The following is a 17,477-nucleotide window of genomic DNA, read 5'->3' as shown; positions in this document are numbered from 1 at the left end:
GGCTTCGCCGCGCGTGGCGGGGGCTTCGCCACCCGCACCCCCCAACGACGGGCGCCGTTGCCCGACAACGTACCGGCTCACCCCGGGGTGATCTGTACGGTCCAGGCGCCGGACTCCGTGCGGTCCTCGACCTCGACCCGTACGCCGTCGCCCGGCACCGTGAAGCTCTCGCCGAGGGACACCGGGGCGTCGGCGAGCGGCGGGTAGACCGAGTCGGCCCAGCAGGCCTCGGTGTCCGGGTGGGCGTCGACCACCTCGACCGGACCGCCCCCCGACTCCGCCCCGCTGCGCACCCGGTACACGAGGACCCCCGCCCGGCAGGCGGAGACGTCGTTGCCGACCGGTGTGCGCACCTCGAAGGCGAGCACACTGTCCGCGCCCGTGCGCACCACGGCCAGCTTCGTACCCCGCCCGAGGCCGAAGGCCGGCGCTCCGGCGGCGCCCGCCACCACCACCCCGGGTCCGGCCCCCAGCGGCTCCAGCGTCAGCCGGGTCGGCCCGCTGCCCCGTACGCAGGCCACCTGCCGGGGCTCCAGCCAGCCCAGCTTCCACTTGTGCCAGCCGAACAGGTCGGGGGCGAGTCCGAACTGGCTGCCCATCAGGTCCCAGTCGCCGACATGGGTGTCCCAGTCGCCCTTGCCGTCGACGGGCCGGTGGTACAGGTCGGGCAGGTCGAAGACGTGCCCCGTCTCGTGGGCCAGGACCAGCCGGTCCGGCGGATGGTTCTCGAAGACCGTGACGACCCGCCGGATGTCGGTGCCGTCGGCCCGCATCGGGGTGTCCAGGTTGACGACCTTCGTGGCGTCGGAGTCCACGCCGGGCGCGTCCGGGTCCGCGACGAAGTACACGACGTCGTACTGGGAGAAGTCGACGTACCGGTCGGCGGCGGTCAGCGCGTCGCGCAGGTAGGCGGCCCGGTGCTCGGGGCTCCAGTCACGCCGTATGGCGTACGACGTCGACGGGCTCGGCATCGGGATCCAGCTCCGCAGCGGATGCGGGCGGAGCGTGAACGCGCCGTACGAGGCGCGCCGGAAGAAGCGGCCGGTGGCGGGGAAGTGGTCGGCGGCGAGCTCGGCCGGGGACGTCAGCGGCTGGGAGTCCGGGAAGGACAGGAACACCATCACCGCGTCCAGGGAGCGCGCGGGCCGCGGATAGGTGGCGTTCCAGGTGTCCAGGCCCTCGGAGTGGTGCACCTCGGCACGCTGGAGCGCGCAGGGCTCGGGGGAGAACGGCTCGGCGACCGAGGGGGCGGTGATCAGGGAGGTCGCGGCGAGCGCCGACATCGTGGTGCACACCGCCGCCGTGCTGCGCAGCCTGGGCCGGGCGGCCGTCCCCGCCGTCCGGCGGCCCGCACCGAGCGCCTCGAGGGCCTCCCGGGGAAGTCGCCTCAGGGGGAGCTGGCGCGGCACATGGACCTCCGGGCGCGGTTGACGGGACACCGCACCCAGCTTGTGCATGATTGTCGTATTGCGCCCTGTTCGCCTGCACCGGACGGGTGAGCCGGCCGGGATGTCGCCGGGGCCCTCCGGGCCGACAGCTCGGAGACACTCACGGAACGTCACAACTGGTCGGAGGCATGAAGAACCCGTCCAGGTGCGAGCAGAAACGATCGGCCGGAGGGTTCGCTCGGTCCAGAACACGGAACGGCGGCTGGAAGGGCCCGGTGTCAGCCTCTATGATCGGCACACTTTCCTGCACGAACAGAGCACGAACAGAGATCGAGGCACTGCGGGAGCGAGCGGTGAACGGAACCTCCGAAGGGCCGGCGCCCGCGACAGACCTCGGCCCGTCGACCATCACGGACAGTGACAACGGCCTGGCTCCTCGTACCGCGGGTACGAGACCCCTGGCCCATGGAACGGGTACGAGACCCCCGGCCTACAGATCGGTGTTCACCGCGGCCCCGCTCGCCATGGCCGTCGTCGACGCCGAGGGCCTGGTCGTCAGCGCCAACGACACCCTGGGCACCCTGCTCGGCACCGACCCGGCCGCGCTGGCCGGCTGCGTGGCGGCCGACCTCGTCGACCTCGCCTCCGACGCCGGCACCTGGCACGCGTACCGCGAGGTGCTGCGCGGCCACCAGCCCCGGCTGCGCTGCACCCGGCGGCTGAAGCGGGCCGACGGGCACTCCCTGTGGGCGCAGGTCACGGTCGAACCGCTGGCCGACTCCGGGGACACGGACACCCCGGGCCTGCTGCTGTCCGTCGCCGACGTCAGCGCCCGGCGCGAACTCCAGGCCCGGCTGCGCCACCTCCAGATGCACGACCCGGTGACCCGGCTGCCCAACCGGGCCCTGTTCTTCGAACGCCTGACGGCCGCGCTGGAGGCGGAGCCCCACGAGCACGGCGGCACCGGCCGGATCGGCGTGTGCTACCTGGACCTGGACGGCTTCAAGGCCGTGAACGACACCCACGGCCACCGCGTCGGCGACCACCTGCTGGCCGCCGTCGCCGAACGGCTGACCCGGTGCGCCGAGGAGGCCGCTCACGCCCGGTCGGGCGCCCCGCTGGTGGCCCGGCTCGGCGGCGACGAGTTCGCCCTCCTGGTGGAGGACTCCACCGGCACCGACCAGCTCGCCGACCTGGCCGGGACGGTCCTGACGGCCCTCCAGCCGCCCTTCGAGCTGTCCGACCGCCGCCTCTCGGTCACCGCCTCGGTCGGCGTCGTCGAACGCCACACCGCCGGCACCACCCCCACCGCCCTGATGCAGGCCGCCGACACCACCCTGTACTGGGCCAAGGCCGACGGCCGGGCCCGCTGGACCCTCTTCGACCCCGAGCGCAACGCCAACCGCATGACCCGCCAGGCGCTGGCCGCCACGCTCCGTCCCGCCATCGAACGCGGCGAGTTCGCCCTCGAATACCAGCCGCTGGTCGGCATGGAGGACGGCCGGGTGCGGGGCGTCGAGGCGCTCATCCGCTGGAATCATCCTCAGTTCGGCGTACTGGCGCCGAATCGGTTCATCGCACTGGCGGAGGAGGATGGCTCGATCGTTCCACTCGGCCGCTGGATCCTGCGCACCGCCTGCCACCAGGCCCGCCGCTGGCAGCTGGCCCACCCGGACGAGCCGCCGATCTTCGTCAGCGTCAACGTGGCGGTCCGCCAGGTCTGGGACTCCGACCTGGTCGCGGACGTGGCCCGCACCCTGGAGGAGACGGGCCTGGCGCCCCACCTCCTCCAGCTGGAGCTGACGGAATCGGCGGTGATGGGCTCGGCCGGGCGCCCGCTCCAGGTCCTCAAGGCGCTCAGCGACATGGGCGTCCACATCGCCATCGACGACTTCGGCACCGGCTATTCGAACCTGGCCTACCTCAGCCGGCTCCCGGTCTCGGTCCTGAAGCTGGACGGCGCGTTCGTACGGGGCTTCCAGTACGAGGGCGGCCCAGGGGGCGAGGCGGGGGGCGAAGCCGGAGGGCGTGAGGCCGGAGGGCGTGAGGCCGGAGGGCGTGAGGCCGTGGGAGGCGCCGCCAACCCGGCCGACGAGGTCATCGTCGAGGCGATGGTCCAGCTCGCCCACCGCCTCGGCCTGACCGTCACCGCCGAGTGCGTGGAGACCTCGGACCAGGCGACCCGCCTGCGCCGCATCGGCTGCGACACCGGTCAGGGCTGGCTGTACTCCCGACCGGTGGCGCCGGACCGCATCTCCGCGCTGCTGGGCTCCGCCGGGCCCGGTACGACCGGGGTTCAGGCGGGCGTCGGCAACCCGTAGGCGTCGGCGATCAGCTCGTAGGAGCGCAGGCGTACGTCGCCGCCGTGGGCGTTGGCGGTGATCATCAGCTCGTCGGCGCCGGTGCGCTTCTGCAGGTCGTCGAGCCCGGTCCGCACCTCGTCGACACTCCCGTGGATGACGTTGGCGTTCCAGGACTGCACGAACTCCAGCTCCATCGGGCTGAAGTCGTACGCCTCGGCCTCCTCGGGCGCCGGCACGAGACCGGGGCGCCCGGTGCGCAGCCGCACCATGTTCAGCGCCGCCGCCAGCACCTGCCGACGGGCCTCCTTCTCGTCGTCGGTCGCCAGCGCGGAGACGCCGATGAGGGCGTAGGGCGCGTCCAGGACGGCGGACGCCCGGAAGGACTCGCGATACAGCTCCAGCGCCGGGACCGTGTTCTGCGCCGAGAAGTGGTGGGCGAAGGCGAAGGGCAGCCCGAGGGTGCCGGCCAGCCGCGCGCTGAAGCCCGAGGAGCCGAGCAGCCACACCGGCGGCCGGTGCGCCGACTGCACGCCCCCCGGCGAGGTGGCCTGCACGGGCCCCGGCACGGCGTGGATACGGCCGTAGGGGTGCCCGTCGGGGAAGTCGTCGTCCAGGAACCGGATCAGCTCCGCGAGCTGCTGCGGGAAGTCGTCGGCACCTTCGTTCAGCCGGTCGGTGCGGCGCAGGGCGGCGGCGGTGGCACCGTCCGTGCCGGGGGCGCGACCCAGGCCGAGGTCCACCCGGCCCGGGGCCATGGCCTCCAGTGTCCCGAACTGCTCGGCGATCACGAGCGGCGCGTGGTTGGGCAGCATGACGCCGCCCGACCCGAGCCGGATGCGGTCGGTGTACGCGGCCAGGTGGGCCAGGATCACCGCGGGGGAGGAGGAGGCGACGCCGGGCATGGAGTGGTGCTCGGCGACCCAGTACCGGTGGAAGCCGCGGGCCTCGGCGAGACGCGCGATGTCCACGCTGGTCCGCAGCGCGTCGGTGGCGGTCCGGCCGGCCCCGACGGTCACCAGGTCCAGTACGGAGAGCGGGACGGGAGCGGTGCCGTGGACGGTGCCCCGGATCTCCTCTGCGGCGTCTGCGGGCATGGTGGGGTGCCTCCTGTTGGGGTGTGACTTGCGCGGGTCGCTCCGCGACGTAACAGGAGGGGGCCTCCGGTTATTCCCCGGCGAGGGCCAACGTGGTGATCAGGCGCGTCATGAGGCCCTCACCGACAGCGGCTTCGGCATTCTCGACTAGGGACGGCCACACGGCTTCGACGAAGAGCGATACAAGAAGCGCAACACCGTCGAACGAGCAATCAAGAGGCTGAAGCAGTCCCGGGCCGTCCCCACCCGTTATGACAAGCGCGGCTACGTCTTGCTCGGCACCGCAACCACCGCAGCCCTGCTCATCCGGCTTCGGAGTTGAGTGCCGACCTCACAAAGCGACCGGCCGATACGCCAGGGCCTGGTCGACTACCTCATCAGCCGACGGGTCCCGTTCCGGCGGCCAGAAGATCAGGTCGCTGATGTGACCTGATGGGCATGCCAGGGCTCTGTCGAGACTGTCCAGCCAACCGGCCACCTCGTCGTCAGAGGCGCAGCTCGCGTCCATGATGCGCTGCACGAGCGCGACTGCCTCCGCCCGGCTTATCTCCACTGCACTCATCAGGTCCTTCTGTCACAGCCACGGTAATGGGACTCGTGATCGCCCGGACAGGTCCCAGTCCCCGAGTGAGTTCCGGAGGGCGGTGAGGAACGCGGTGAACGCCGGGCCGGAGAAGGTGAGCGCGGCTCGGGCGGGGGCCTTGGAGTCGCGGACGGCTATGTGGGGGTGGTCGAGGGCGACCTCCACGCAGGCGTTGCCCTCGCCACCGCCGGAATACGACGACTTCTGCCATGCGCCGCGCGTCATAGGGTTACAGCTCCTTCGTCAGCCGGTGAATGAACTCACGGGAACGTTCGGGTTCGAAGGCCACTTCTTCTACCCTACGGAACAACGTTCGAAAATGGCTCAGTTGAGCTTCAGCGTCGACGAAGACGGTGCCATGTGGTGTGTCGCGGACGACCGTGTCCAGTTGAGGAACGGGGCCACCCGCGTACACCATCGCGCTACCGGCACCCGCGAACTCGTTCACAGCGAAAGGGATCACACGTACGGTCACGTGGTCGGACTCGGAGAGATTGAGGATGTGGGCGAGCTGAGCCCTCATTCCGGCGTTGTCGACCACCTTGATGCGCAAGGCCGCTTCATGGATGACTGCTTCGTACGGGATCGGCTGTGGGCGCTCGACAATGACCCTGCGCTTCAGGCGATGATCCACCCAGCGTTGGATCTCGTCGACCGAGAACTGAGGGTTGACGTAGGAGAAGAGGGCGCGAGCGTAGTCCGCGGTCTGCAGCAGCCCCGGAACGTGCAGGAAGTCCACGTCCCACCGATGAGACGCGTGATGCTCCAACTCCGAGAGGTCCAGGAACGGGTGGGGGAGTGATCCTCGGTACTCCTCCCACCATCCGCGCGTGCGGCCGGCGGCCATCGTCACCAGCGCCGCGATCAGATCCTCGTCCGCACAGGCGTAATGCGCGGTAAGGCGCCGCAGGCGCTCTTCGCTCACACCAGCGATCCCGGCTTCGATCTGGCTGATCTGGACGGAGTTCACGCCAAGGAGACTCGCTGCCTCGGTCGCCTTCAGGCCTGCGGCTTCCCGCAACTTTCTCAGCTCGACTCCCAGGCGCTCCTGGCGTGCCGTGGGGGTACGTCTGGGCGGCACGTCTCCTCCTTGCTCAACGGCCGTCCGTGTGCGGCCCGTTCGAGGCAAGGTTACGCGATTCACTTGCTCCGTAATAAATCTATGCCCTACCGTCGGTGACGCAAGTTTCACCTAGCGCAACCCTGTGGCGCCGGAAGCGCACCGCTTTGCCCTGTCATGGCGACGCGGCATTGACACCGGCCCGCACTCACCCACCCCGTCCCCGAAGGGAACCGGCATGCCTGAAAGCGAGCCGTGGGAGTACTCGCTGTACATCCCGAACGACCCCAGAGCCGTCACCATCTGTCGCCGGACCCTGCGTCTGATCCTGACGATGCACGGTCTGATCCGGATGGTCGACCTCGCCGAACTGCTGGCGACGGAGCTGGTGTCCAATGCCGTACGGCATACGAAAGGGCCTGCCGCGCTGCGGGTGCGCTGGTCCGGGACGGGGGTGCTTCGGCTCGGTGCCTGGGATGCGGACCCCTCTCCGCCCGAGCCGCCGCAGCCGTTCGACCGGGCCGTGGACCGGGAGGACGGGCGGGGACTGGCGCTGGTCAGGGCCTGTGCGGACGTGTGGGGGTGGCAGCCTCTGGCCCGGGAGGGGGACAGGGGCAAGTATGTGTGGTGCGAGCTGGGTGCGGCCCCGGCTGCGGCGAGACGGACGGCGTGACGCCTCGGTCAGTGGATCACGCGGTGGCGGAGCTGGACGACCTTCCCACCGAAGGTGCGGGTCTCGACGAGTTCGAGCTTCACCCGGCGCTCGTGCCGGGGGAAGAACGGGGTGCCGCCGCCGACCAGGACCGGGTGGACCATGGCCCGGTACTCGTCGATCAGGTCGGACGCGGCGACCTCGGCGGCGAGGGTCGCGCCGCCGATCGCGATGTCGCCCTCCCCGGGCTCGGCCCGCAGGCGCTCGATCTCCTCCGCCGGGGTGCCGGAGGCCAAGCGGGTGTTGCTGCCCTGGACCGCCGAGAGCGTCTTGGAGAACACCACCTTCGGCAGCGCCTTCCAGAGCGCGGCCCACTCGAGCTCCGGGGCGCCGAGTGACGGGTCCTGGTCGGCGGTCTCCCAGTACAGCATCGTCTCGTAGAGTCGCCGTCCCATCAGGTGGACGCCGTCCTGCCGCAGCTCGTCGGTGAAGGAGCGGAAGACCTCGTCGTCGGGATCCGACCAGTCGATGGAACCGTCCGGTGCGACGATGTAGCCGTCGAGCGAGACGTTCATGGAATAGGTCACTCTGCGCATCAGGACACCTTCTCGCTGCCGATCAGTAGCAGTGACTTTCCCACTGTGGCACGCGCGGCCAGGGCGCGGTGCGCTTCGGCGGCCTGGTCCAGCGGGTAGGTGGCGCCGATCGCCGGGCGCAGGTGTCCCGCGGCGGCGCGTTCCAGGGCCAGGCCCAGCAGGTCCCGGACCCTCTCCTGGTCCGGTGGGCCGTCCATCAGCGGCGTGAGCAGCCGCAGGCCCCGGCGTGCCGCCGACTCCCGGTCCGGGGCGGCGAAGCCGTCGGCGGTGCCGTAGGTGACGAACCGTCCGCCGTCCGCGAGCGCGTCGACGGCCGCCGTACCGAGCGCCCCGCCCGCGCCGTCGTAGACGAGTGCGGCACCGCCGCCGGTCGCCTCGCGCACCCGCTCGATCCAGTCCGCCCGCGTGTAGTCGACGACGGCCTCGGCGCCCAGGTCGCGGGCCAGGGCCAGCTTGGCCTCGCTGGACGCGGCGGCCACCACCCGGGCTCCGGCGCCGACGGCCAGCTGCACCAACAACGAGCCCGCCCCTCCGGCCGCCGCCGAGATCAGTACCCACTCTCCTTCGCGCGGCGCCCCCAGCCGGTGGAAGTCGAGTGCGGTCACACCGTCGTGCACCAGTGCGGCCGCCGTCGTGGCCGCCAGCCCGTCAGGGATCGGCATGATCTCGCCCTCAGCCGCGACGACCTGCTCGGCGTAACCCGTGCCGGTTCGCACGGCCACCCGTCGGCCGACCCAGGCCGGGGCCACTCCGTCACCGACGGCCCGCACCTCACCCGCTCCGCCGCCACCCGGCACGTACGGCGGCGTTCGCGGGAAGATGTCCTGGCCCCAGCCGCCGCGCAGCAGGGTGTCCAGGAAGATGACGTCGGCCGCGACCATGCCCACGACCACCTGGCCGGGGCCGGGCACCGGGTCGGGCAGGTCCACCGGGGTCAGCACCTCCGGAGCGCCGAACGAGGCCACGTGGATCGCATGCATGAGCAGCACCCTTCAGTAAGGACAACGTTCCGCTCAGCCTCCAACCTAAAGTTCGGTCGAGGTCAAGGTGATCCGTGCGGCCGTGTACTCGATGACGAAGAATGAAGGAGAACGGCATGGAGCCAAGAGAGCTGCGGCGCGCCATCGAGGCAGGACGGGCGACCGCATCGGAGCTGGGGCTGCGGGTCGACGACGCGGTCGTCGTCCACAACTCCGACCGCGTCGCGCTGCGCCTGGTCCCCTGCGACGTCCTGGTTCGGGTCGCACCGCTGGGGCACTTGGCCGACTCCGAGTTCGAGGTGGAGGTCGCCCGCCGTCTCGCCGACGTCGACGCTCCGGTGGCCGAGCTCGATCCCCGGGTCGAGCCCAGGGTGTATGTGCGCGATGCCTTCGCCGTCTCGCTCTGGACCTACTACGAACCCGTGGGACCGGAGGTCGCGCCCGCCGACTACGCGGACGTGTTCCTGCGCCACCATGCCGCCCTGCGCCGACTCGAGCTGGACGCGCCGCATTTCACCGATCGGGTCGCCGCGGCGCTGAGAGCGGTGAACGACCGGGAGCAGTCCCCCGAGCTGTCCGACGCCGACCGGGAACTCCTCAGCGGCACACTCGACGGACTGAGCTCCGCGATCAGCCTCGACGCGGTCGGCGAGCAGCTGCTGCACGGCGAGCCTCACCCGGGCAACCTCCTGAGCACGAGGCGAGGGCCGCTCTTCATCGACCTCGCCACGTGCTGCCGCGGGCCGGTCGAGTTCGACCTCGCCCATGCGCCCGAAGAAGTGGGTCAGCACTACGCGGGGGCCGACCAGGGGCTCATTCACCGCTGCCGCGCCCTGAACTGGGCGATGTTCTCGGCCTGGCGCTGGCGCCGGGACGACCAGATGCCCGACCGGGGCCACTGGAGAGTGGAGGGGCTCAACCAGGTTCGTGCCGCACTCGATCGCCGGTAGAAGGCGGTCGCGCTTCGGTTGTTCGGGTGAGGGAGTCGTCGTACGAGTCGGCCGCAGCGCTTGGCCGAGCTTCTCGCGACGTTGCAGGCGCGAGGGGCGGGTCGAGCTCCGGAGCACGCCCGTCGGCTGCTCCACCGGCCGGCGAGCGACATGGCCCACAGGCACGCCCTTGACGCTCGCACCCCGCCCCCATGCCTCTCCCGCGTGAGCACTCGCCCCCAAATTGTTCATCCATCCCTCAAATGAGCGCCCCAAGGACAAAATCACCCACACTGTTCACCCAATCCCTGCCTACCCCACGACGCGGCTCTCCCGCGCACACGGAGCCCTGGCGGCCCGCGCGGACAGTGGCCGAACCGGCGTTCAGGGGCGCCACGCCACCCGGTGCTCCGCGAGATGCGCCAGCACCGCGTGGTTGGCCTCCCAGCCGTCGGGGAACTTCACCAGCGTTCCCAGCTGGACCGGCTCCGTGGACGGGTAGTCGTCCAGCAGGGCGCCGACCCCCTCGCGGCAGACCACGATGCAGGCGTGCCGGTGCCGGGAGGCCAGGACGCACAGGCGGCCGGTCTCCAGGTGGAAGGCGGTGGCGTCGGGGCGGCCGGAGAGCGGGTGCAGGACGACCGTGACGTCGTACTCGCGGCCCTGGAGCCGGTTCGCCGTGTCCACGGTCACGTCGGTCACGCCGAGGTCGGCCAGCGCCGAACGGACCGCCGCCGCCTGGTCCCGGTGCGCGGTGCCGACGGCGATGCGGGCGGCGGTCAGCGGGGCGGGCTCCGGTGAGCGCTCGGACGTCGCCCGGCCCTCCCGGTCGAGCAGGCGCCGGACCACCGCCGCCACCGCCCGCACCGCCTCCGGATCGGTGCGCGGGGTGTGCCGCGCGGGCAGCTCCAGCAGGCCCCAGCCCGAGACGGCGGCCTCGTCGATCACCCGGTCGGGGCCCGAGCCGTCCGACGGCACCGTGAAGGCCAGGCTCCGGTCGCCGTGGTCCGTGCCGCTGCGGAACGGCGTGTACGGGTAGAAGGCGTCCGAGACCAGGCGGGCCGCCGACGCCGGCAGGCGCCAGGAGACCGGCAGGCGGTGCTGGGGCAGGCCCGGATTGTGGGCGAGCAGTGTCGTCACGGCCGAGGACGACGGGTCGTACGCCAGGCCCGCCCACTGCTCGCTGCCCACCGTCGCGAACGGGTCCAGCTGACCCGGGTCGCCCACGAACAGCGCCCGTTCGAAGAGCCCGGCCACGGCCAGGAGGGAGTCGGAGCGCATCTGGTAGGCCTCGTCGACGATCGCGTGCCGCCACTGCTCGTCCACCTTGACGTGCGCCCACTTCGCGGCCGTCGACAGGACGACGGCCTGCCCGGCGAGGTCGCCTGCCTTCGCCGACTTGCGTACGTTCGCCAGTGCGTCGAGTGCTTTGTCGTACGGGTCGGCGTCGCTGCTGTGCAGGCGGCCCACCGGGAGGTCCGGGTTCTTCTCAGCCAGGCGCAGCACCAGGTCGTCGACCTGGGCGTTGGTCTGCGCCACCACCATCAGCGGGCGGCCCGCCTCGGCCAGCTCCAGGGCGGCGCGCACCACGAGGGTGGACTTCCCGGCGCCGGGCGGGGAGTCGACGACGACACCGCGCTCGGCGCCGTGCAGCGTGTCGTGGAGGATCGCCGCGGTGGCGCGGCCGGCCTCCGCACCCGGGTCGAAGGCCGGGGTGGCGGGCGCGGCGGGGGCCTCGGCGGTCACAGCACGTCCTCCTCGGTCTGGGCGTCGGCGGCCTCCGGCACCGCGGCCGTCTCGCCGGGCGGGCCGCCGTGGGTCCACGGGGTCTGCTCCGGGTCGGGGAGCTTCGCGCCGCCCCGCTGCTCGTGCTCGAAGAGGGTGAAGCAGACCAGGTCACCCTTCTCGGGCACCGACCCCGCCTCGGGCTCCTTGCCGCGGCCCATCTTGTCCATGATCCGCAGGACCAGCGTCCCGTCGTCGGGACCGTCCGGGCCCGCCGGTCCGACGTACTCGGCCGCCTGCGGCTTGCCGCCCAGCGACCGGTAGACCTTCACCCGCTCGCCCAGGTGCGGGCGGTCGTCCGTGCGGACCGTGACCAGCGGGCGCGGACTGGGCCGCTTGCTCTCGCTGTACGCCATCACGACATCGACGACCTCGCCCGCGAACGCCTCCCCGGACAGCCGACGCCCGGCCATCACCAGCGGATCGTCCAGTGCCTCTTGGGCCTCGAGACGGGCCTGCTCGCGCTCGCGCGTGGCCAGCTTGTTCGCCGCCGTCACCGCGTCGTCGCGGCGCGGCTGCGGGGGTTCGCCGGCCATGACGCGGTCGCGGTGGGAGGTGAACGACCAGCGGTCGCGGGTCCAGCGGTCCTCGGCGTGCGCGCCGGCGGGCAGCGCGCGCAGCAGGTCCAGGCCCCGCCACACCGAGTCCCAGGTGGGCCGCGTACGGCTCTCGACCAGGGTGCGGATCTCGTGCTCGGCCGCCGTGAGCGCACCGAGCCGTTCGTCGGCCTCCAGGCCGTCCTCGGCCGCGGCGAACGCGGTGCGGGCCCGGTCGTAGCGCTCGATGGCGGGGGCGAGCAGCTTGTTGTCGAAGGCCGGGTCGGTCGCCGGGCCCGCGGGCGGGCAGCGCAACTGGCCGGCGGCGTCCCGGGCCAGCTCCGCGTGGCGGGCGGCCTCGGCGCCGGTCGGGAAGGAATCGGGCGGGGCGATCCACGCGAGCAGCGCGCCCAGATGCTGGTCCTCCAGCGTGGACTGCCCACTCGCCCAGTGCCGGCCCAGCAGATCGGTCATGGCCAGCAGGAGGGCGGAGCCGGGCACGCGGGCCCGCTCGCCGTAGTGGGTCAGCCACCGGCCGAGGAGCGGCACCCGCGGCGGCGCGGGGTGCGGAGTCTCCGGGTCCTGCTCCGCCGTACGCCGAAAGCGCATGGACCGGCCCAGCAGGCGTACGAAGTCGATGCCTGCGCGGCTCGGCACGATCAGCTGCGCGGCGTCGGCGCACAGGTCGACCTCGACCTTGACCCGCTTGCCCGTCTCCGGGTCGGTCTCGGTGCGCTCGGCGGCCTCGACGTCGGCGGCACACGCCTCGACGTGCGGCAGCACGATGTCGGCCAGCTCGGCCAGGAACGCGAAGCGCAGGTCACGGTCGCGGGGTTGCGGCACGACCAGCAGCCGCGGCGCGTCCCGGTCGGTGCCGACCAGCGCGCCGAGCGGGGCACCCGCCTCACCGGCGGTGATCAGCGGCACGAAGACCAGCGGACGGTCGGACAGGTGCCGGTGCCGGACGGTGGCGGCGGGCTGGGCGCGCCCGGTGTGCACGGCCTCCAGCCGGGCGAGCGTGGTGATCAGCGACACGCGGACACCTCGCCGGCCACGGCACCGGGCACCCCGTCGGCTCCGGCACCCGCCGTCGCCAGTGCCTCCGCGCGCAGCCGGGCCGCCCTGCGCAGCGCGGCCACCGCCGGATCGTCCGGGTCGCCGGCCTCCCCGCGGGCCGCGGCCAGCACGTCCTCGACCGTCGAAAGACCGCCCAGCTCCGCGCGTACCGGGCGGCCCAGACAGGTCACCGCGCCGTCCTCGCGGGAGCGGGCGCGGCAGTGGAAGGCCAGCTCGCAGGCGGACAGGCACTCGGGCGCGTACGTCGCCGGGACCGCCTCGACCGCCGCCGTCAGCTCCTCGGCCGGCAGTTCGGGGGAGAAGCAGACGCCCTCGGGCAGCGCGTCGGCGATCTCCTCGATACGGGTCAGGCGGGCCAGCTGGCGCTCGGTGACGGCGCGCTGCTTGCGCACGTCGACGGCGGACGCGGTGGGCAGGTTGGAGAAGTCCTTGGGGCAGACGAGCAGGACCCGGTGGCGCACGCGCGGGGCCGGGTCGAGGCGGGCGGCGACCCGCTCCAGGGCCAGCACGTACACCGCGGCCTGCCGGGCGGCGGCGCCGACCTTCGCCGGGTCGGCGGAGCCGTCCAGCATGGGGAAGGACTTGATCTCGACTACCGTCCAGCTGCCGTCGGGATGCACCACCACGGCGTCCGGCTCCAGGAAGGCGGGCGAACCGGCGACCTCGAGGGCGAGCATCGGATGGTCGAGCAGCGTCCACGCACCGGGCGAGCCGGTGGCCTCGCGCAGGGCCAGCGACGTCCGTGCCGCGCGCCCCTCGGGGCCGGTCGCGGACAGGTCGGGCACCAGCGCCTCGGCGGGCGGCTCGGCGCCCCGGTCCAGCCTCTCGTGCACGAGCCGCAGCAGCTCGGCGCCGCCGTCCGCCTTGACCCTCGCCTCGAAGGCGTTGCCCCGCGTGAAGGCGAACTGGGACTGTCCGAAGACCGACGGCGAGCCCAGCGCACTGGCCAGCGAGGCCTTGTCCACCCCGGCACCGTCGAGAATGGCCCGCCGGCGGCACCCCGGGTTGGCGGCGAGGGCGGCCAGGGCGCGCGCGTCCAGCGCCTTGGCCGGTACGTCGGGACCGCGCAGCTCAGCGAGCCGGTGCCGGAGTCTCGTCCCCCGCGTCCGAGGGGGCGGGGTCCGGCTCGGCTCCTGAGGGGAACCGCTGCTCGCGCTGCCGTGGGAATCGCTCACCCGCGGAAGTCTGGCATCCGCCACTGACAATCGCGGAACCCGCGCCGTCGGAGGCGGACTCCGAGGCGGACGGCGAAGCGGCCGCGCCCGGTGCGAAACGGGCCGTGAGCATGGTCCGCGCCCGCTCCGCGGTCCGCAGCACGAACGGCGTCAGCAGCAGCCCCGCGCCCATCACGGCCGCGCCCGCGACCGCGTCGAGGAAGTAGTGGTTCGCGGTGCCCATCACCACGATCGTGGTCCCCAGCGGGTAGACGACGGCGGCCACCTTGGCCAGGCGGGTGCCGCCGTGGCGCCACAGCATCACCCCGCACCACAGCGCCCAGCCCACGTGCAGGCTCGGCATGGCCGCGTACTGGTTGGTCATCCCGCCCATGCCGCGCGGCGCACTCGCCGCGCCACCCCACCAGCCGTACGAGCTGTACTGCGCCATCGTGTCGACGAACCCGTGACTCGCGTCCAGCAGCCGGGGCGGGCAGGTCGGCAGGAGGGTGAAGCCGATGAGGCCGATGAACGTGGACGTCATCAGCCAGGTGCGGGCCGCCCGGTAGCGCACCGCACGGGAGCGGAAGATCCAGATCAGGACCGCCGGGGTGACCACGTAGTGCAGCGAGGCGTACCAGAAGTCGGCCGGTACGCCGATCCAGGGCTGGTCGGTGAAGAGGCGGTTGAGCGGGTGCTCCGCGTTGAGGAAGAGCGCCTTCTCGATGTCCAGCAGGGCCAGGCCGTGGTCGACGGCGTCGGAGACGTCGCCGCGCACGAGCAGCCGCCCGGCGCTGTAGCAGGCGTACACGAGGACGATGAGCGGCAGCTCGGTCCACCAGCGCAGCCGAGGATGAGGGGTCGCCTCGGTGCCCGGTGTCTCGGTGTGCGGCAATCCGATCGCCCTCCCCCTTCTCGTCACTCGCGCGTCTGGACCGACACGGGCGAGCCACTCTACGGCCTCGCCGCGCCCCCTTCACGAGGCGCCCTCGGACCGGATAGACGCCGGGATCGCCCCTCGGGTTGCCCGTGCGGACCGTACGGGATGATGGAGGGGTCCCCGCAGACATTTATCCCGGAAAGGCCTCTTCATGGCACCGCGCATCCTGCTGGCCAGGCACGGACAGACGCAGTGGTCGCTGTCCGGCAGACACACCGGCAGGACCGACGTACCGCTCCTGGAGGAGGGCCGGGACGGCGCCAAGCTGCTCGGCGAGCGGCTGCACCGGGCGCCGTTGGACGGGCTGCCGGGCGTCGAGGTGCGGACCAGTCCGCTGGTGCGCGCGCGTGAGACGTGCGAGCTGGCGGGCTTCGGTGAGCGCGCCCGCGCGTGGGACACGCTGATGGAGTGGGACTACGGGGCGTACGAGGGCATGACACCGGAGCAGATCCAGGCCGTGCGGCCCGGCTGGCTGGTGTGGCGGGACGGGGTCCCCGAGGGGGAGAGTCCGGCGGACGTCTCCGCGCGCGCGGACGAGGTGGTGGCGTGGGCGCGGGATGCCGACCGTGACGTGCTCGTCTTCGCCCACGGGCACATTCTGCGGTCGATCGGGGCGCGGTGGCTGGGGCTGCCGGTGTCTTTCGGGGCGCGGATACGGCTGAATCCGACGTCGCTGTCCGTGTTGGGGTGGGCGTACGGGGAGCCGGCGGTGGAGAGCTGGAACGATCTGGGGCATTTGGTGGGGTGACGGTGCAGGTGCCTGTGCCTGTGCCTGTTTAAAAGGTGCCCGGCGTCTGGGCTGGGCGGGGGTGGGTTTCGCGGCCCGGTGTTGCGGGGTGCCGCTGCGCCCACCCGTGCCGCCTGGGGTACTTCCCAGGCCGTTCAGGCACTGGGGGAGGCACGACTGCCCGCAGTTGGGGCGGGACGGACGGCACGACTGTCCGTAGCGGCGGCTAGGCAGGCCGCGGCAGCGCTGCGTGGCGGTCCAGGAAGGTGGAGACGTGTGTGGCGCGGCGGTGGGGGAGGAGGACGCGGGCGGTTCCCGCGAGCATCGTGTGGATGCGTGAGGACTGGACCTCGCCCAGCAGGTCCAGGACCCGCAGGCCCGCGCCCGCCGCCTCGTCGGGGCGGCCGCCGCGGGCCAGGTCGTCGGCCAGCTCCGCCGAGTACAGCGCGAGGTTCCGGGTGAAGTGCGGGTCCTGCAGTTCCGCCGCGCGCCGCGCGTGCCGGGCGGCCCGGGGCCAGTCGCCCAGGGTCGACCAGCACTGGGCCTCCAGGCCCTCCAGCTCGGCCTCGCCGTAGAAGCTCATCCACTCGGGGTCGGCGGCCGAGGGGCCCCGCTCGTAGAAGGTCTGGGCGCGCACCAATGCCTGCTCGCAGCCGACGCGGTCGGCGAGCCCCGCCCAGCCGCCCGCCTCGCGCAGCGCGAGCAGGGACATCAGCCGGGCCGAGCCCAGCGGACGGGCGGCGCGCTGCGCGGCCTGGGCCGCACGTACCGCCTCGCGCGGACGCCCGGCGTCGCGGGCGAGGAACGCCATGTTGCAGAAGGCGTGCGCCTCCAGGCCCGGGTCGCCGTTCATCCGGGCGGTGGCGAGGGCCTCGGCGTAGTGGGAGCGGGCGTCGTCGAAGCGGCCCGAGTCGTGCGCCAGCCAGCCCACGGAGATCGCCAGTTCACCGGCGCCCGAGTAGAGCCGGTCCGCGGTCGCCTGCCGGGACGCGCCGGCGTCCAGGAGCGCGTACGCGGTGCGCAGCGGGGCCGCCGCGCGCCGGTAGAGGCCGTCCGCGCCGTGCCGGTCGTCGAGCAGCCGGATCCGGCGGACGGCTTCTTCCAGGGCACCGGCCTCGCCCGCCCCGGACCGGCGCGCGGGGCGCCCGGCCGCCGCGGCGTCGAGGGCGAGCCCCAGGGGGCCCAGCGAGGCGGCGGCCACCGTGGCACCGCTCGTCATGAATGCGCGACGCAGCACGTCGCTCTCCTCGTTGTTGTCGTGCGTTTCGTACAGGTCTTGCGCGTTTCGCGTGTCATACGTGTCATACGTGTCATGCGTCTCATACGGCTCACCCGCCCCTCGCGACTCACCGGTGGGGCGCGCTTGCCGTCCGCGTACCGACGAACGGGGCGCGAACCCCAGGTCGGTGAGCGTGCGGCCGGGGAACATGTGCAGGAAGACCCGCTCGTAGGCGTAGTTGGGGCAGCGGATCTCGCCCGCCTCGACCCGGCCGACGTAGCGGGCGTCACAGCTGACCCGCTCGCCGATCTCGCGCGCGGCGCGGCGGACCGCCGCCGCGAACTCGGCCGGCGAGCGCTTGCCGCGCAACCGTCGGAAGGCGAGGTTCGGCCGCGGTGGCCGTTCGGGCTGGGCGGAGGTCACCGTTGACGACGCCATGGCCGGGTCCTCTCGT

Annotated in this window: 16 protein-coding genes; 4 read left to right on the top strand and 12 right to left on the bottom strand. The window is 72.7% G+C overall.

Annotated features, from left to right (window positions below; genetic code table 11):
• Window positions 1–77 precede the first annotated feature (77 nt).
• The gene (locus tag ACGH7X_RS14475; protein ID WP_399885366.1) at window positions 78–1,457 is read right to left on the bottom strand and encodes a M6 family metalloprotease domain-containing protein; all 1,380 of its coding nucleotides are present in this window, start codon (window positions 1,455–1,457) and stop codon (window positions 78–80) included.
• A 284-nt stretch (window positions 1,458–1,741) separates the two neighbouring features.
• Between ACGH7X_RS14475 and ACGH7X_RS14470 the strand changes: the two genes are divergently transcribed.
• Window positions 1,742–3,709, top strand: coding sequence for a putative bifunctional diguanylate cyclase/phosphodiesterase (locus tag ACGH7X_RS14470; protein ID WP_399885364.1), 1,968 nt, complete (start codon window positions 1,742–1,744; stop codon window positions 3,707–3,709).
• Here the strand turns inward: ACGH7X_RS14470 and ACGH7X_RS14465 are convergent.
• The 4 genes from ACGH7X_RS14465 to ACGH7X_RS14450 form a co-directional block, all read right to left on the bottom strand.
• Entirely contained in the window at window positions 3,685–4,785 is a 1,101-nt protein-coding gene (locus ACGH7X_RS14465) for an LLM class flavin-dependent oxidoreductase (protein WP_399885362.1), read from the bottom strand. The genes ACGH7X_RS14470 and ACGH7X_RS14465 overlap by 25 nt on opposite strands.
• A gap of 331 nt (window positions 4,786–5,116) precedes the next feature.
• Window positions 5,117–5,347: an e9imm peptide gene (locus tag ACGH7X_RS14460; protein ID WP_399885360.1), complete on the bottom strand. Its 231-nt coding sequence runs from the start codon at window positions 5,345–5,347 to the stop codon at window positions 5,117–5,119.
• Window positions 5,348–5,359: 12 nt separating this feature from the next.
• Complete coding sequence (locus ACGH7X_RS14455) at window positions 5,360–5,593, bottom strand: DUF397 domain-containing protein (protein WP_399885358.1); 234 nt, start codon at window positions 5,591–5,593, stop codon at window positions 5,360–5,362.
• Window positions 5,594–5,597: 4 nt separating this feature from the next.
• Window positions 5,598–6,449 carry a helix-turn-helix domain-containing protein gene (locus ACGH7X_RS14450; protein WP_399885356.1) on the bottom strand — a complete coding sequence of 284 codons (852 nt, stop codon included), beginning with the start codon at window positions 6,447–6,449 and terminating at the stop codon, window positions 5,598–5,600.
• Between the two features lie 217 nt (window positions 6,450–6,666).
• On the opposite strand from ACGH7X_RS14450, the gene ACGH7X_RS14445 reads away from it, so the two are divergent.
• Window positions 6,667–7,101 carry an ATP-binding protein gene (locus ACGH7X_RS14445; RefSeq protein ID WP_399885354.1) on the top strand — a complete coding sequence of 145 codons (435 nt, stop codon included), beginning with the start codon at window positions 6,667–6,669 and terminating at the stop codon, window positions 7,099–7,101.
• Window positions 7,102–7,109: 8 nt separating this feature from the next.
• On the opposite strand, the gene ACGH7X_RS14440 is transcribed toward ACGH7X_RS14445, so the two are convergent.
• Entirely contained in the window at window positions 7,110–7,676 is a 567-nt protein-coding gene (locus tag ACGH7X_RS14440; RefSeq protein ID WP_399885352.1) for a dihydrofolate reductase family protein, read from the bottom strand.
• Complete coding sequence (locus ACGH7X_RS14435; protein WP_399885349.1) at window positions 7,676–8,656, bottom strand: zinc-binding dehydrogenase; 981 nt, start codon at window positions 8,654–8,656, stop codon at window positions 7,676–7,678. Before ACGH7X_RS14435 ends, ACGH7X_RS14440 begins: the two co-directional genes overlap by 1 nt.
• A 116-nt stretch (window positions 8,657–8,772) precedes the next feature.
• Here ACGH7X_RS14435 and ACGH7X_RS14430 point away from each other — a divergent pair, with 116 nt between their 5' ends.
• Window positions 8,773–9,606: a phosphotransferase gene (locus ACGH7X_RS14430; RefSeq protein ID WP_399885347.1), complete on the top strand. Its 834-nt coding sequence runs from the start codon at window positions 8,773–8,775 to the stop codon at window positions 9,604–9,606.
• 363 nt (window positions 9,607–9,969) lie between these two features.
• Here ACGH7X_RS14430 and ACGH7X_RS14425 read toward each other — a convergent pair whose 3' ends face one another.
• Genes ACGH7X_RS14425 through ACGH7X_RS14410 form a run of 4 tightly spaced genes read right to left on the bottom strand, consistent with a single transcriptional unit; the run spans window position 9,970 to window position 15,032 of the window.
• Window positions 9,970–11,331 (bottom strand): AAA domain-containing protein, encoded by a 1,362-nt coding sequence (locus tag ACGH7X_RS14425; RefSeq protein ID WP_399885345.1) that lies wholly within the window; start codon window positions 11,329–11,331, stop codon window positions 9,970–9,972.
• Window positions 11,328–12,941 (bottom strand): hypothetical protein, encoded by a 1,614-nt coding sequence (locus tag ACGH7X_RS14420; RefSeq protein WP_399885343.1) that lies wholly within the window; start codon window positions 12,939–12,941, stop codon window positions 11,328–11,330. Before ACGH7X_RS14420 ends, ACGH7X_RS14425 begins: the two co-directional genes overlap by 4 nt.
• Window positions 12,932–14,158, bottom strand: coding sequence for a hypothetical protein (locus ACGH7X_RS14415; protein ID WP_399885341.1), 1,227 nt, complete (start codon window positions 14,156–14,158; stop codon window positions 12,932–12,934). Before ACGH7X_RS14415 ends, ACGH7X_RS14420 begins: the two co-directional genes overlap by 10 nt.
• Complete coding sequence (locus tag ACGH7X_RS14410) at window positions 14,055–15,032, bottom strand: phosphatase PAP2 family protein (protein ID WP_399885339.1); 978 nt, start codon at window positions 15,030–15,032, stop codon at window positions 14,055–14,057. The genes ACGH7X_RS14415 and ACGH7X_RS14410 overlap by 104 nt, the downstream gene beginning before the upstream one ends.
• Window positions 15,033–15,228: 196 nt before the next feature.
• On the opposite strand from ACGH7X_RS14410, the gene ACGH7X_RS14405 reads away from it, so the two are divergent.
• Window positions 15,229–15,825 carry a histidine phosphatase family protein gene (locus ACGH7X_RS14405; RefSeq protein ID WP_399885337.1) on the top strand — a complete coding sequence of 199 codons (597 nt, stop codon included), beginning with the start codon at window positions 15,229–15,231 and terminating at the stop codon, window positions 15,823–15,825.
• A 205-nt stretch (window positions 15,826–16,030) separates the two neighbouring features.
• On the opposite strand, the gene ACGH7X_RS14400 is transcribed toward ACGH7X_RS14405, so the two are convergent.
• Window positions 16,031–17,461, bottom strand: coding sequence for a hypothetical protein (locus ACGH7X_RS14400; RefSeq protein ID WP_399885334.1), 1,431 nt, complete (start codon window positions 17,459–17,461; stop codon window positions 16,031–16,033).
• Window positions 17,462–17,477 lie beyond the last annotated feature (16 nt).

The sequence above is a fragment of the Streptomyces sp. BBFR51 genome, assembly GCF_044591655.1.
Lineage (GTDB): Bacteria > Actinomycetota > Actinomycetes > Streptomycetales > Streptomycetaceae > Streptomyces.
Note: the sequence above shows the minus strand (reverse complement) of the source record. Positions and strands in the feature narration are given on the sequence as shown.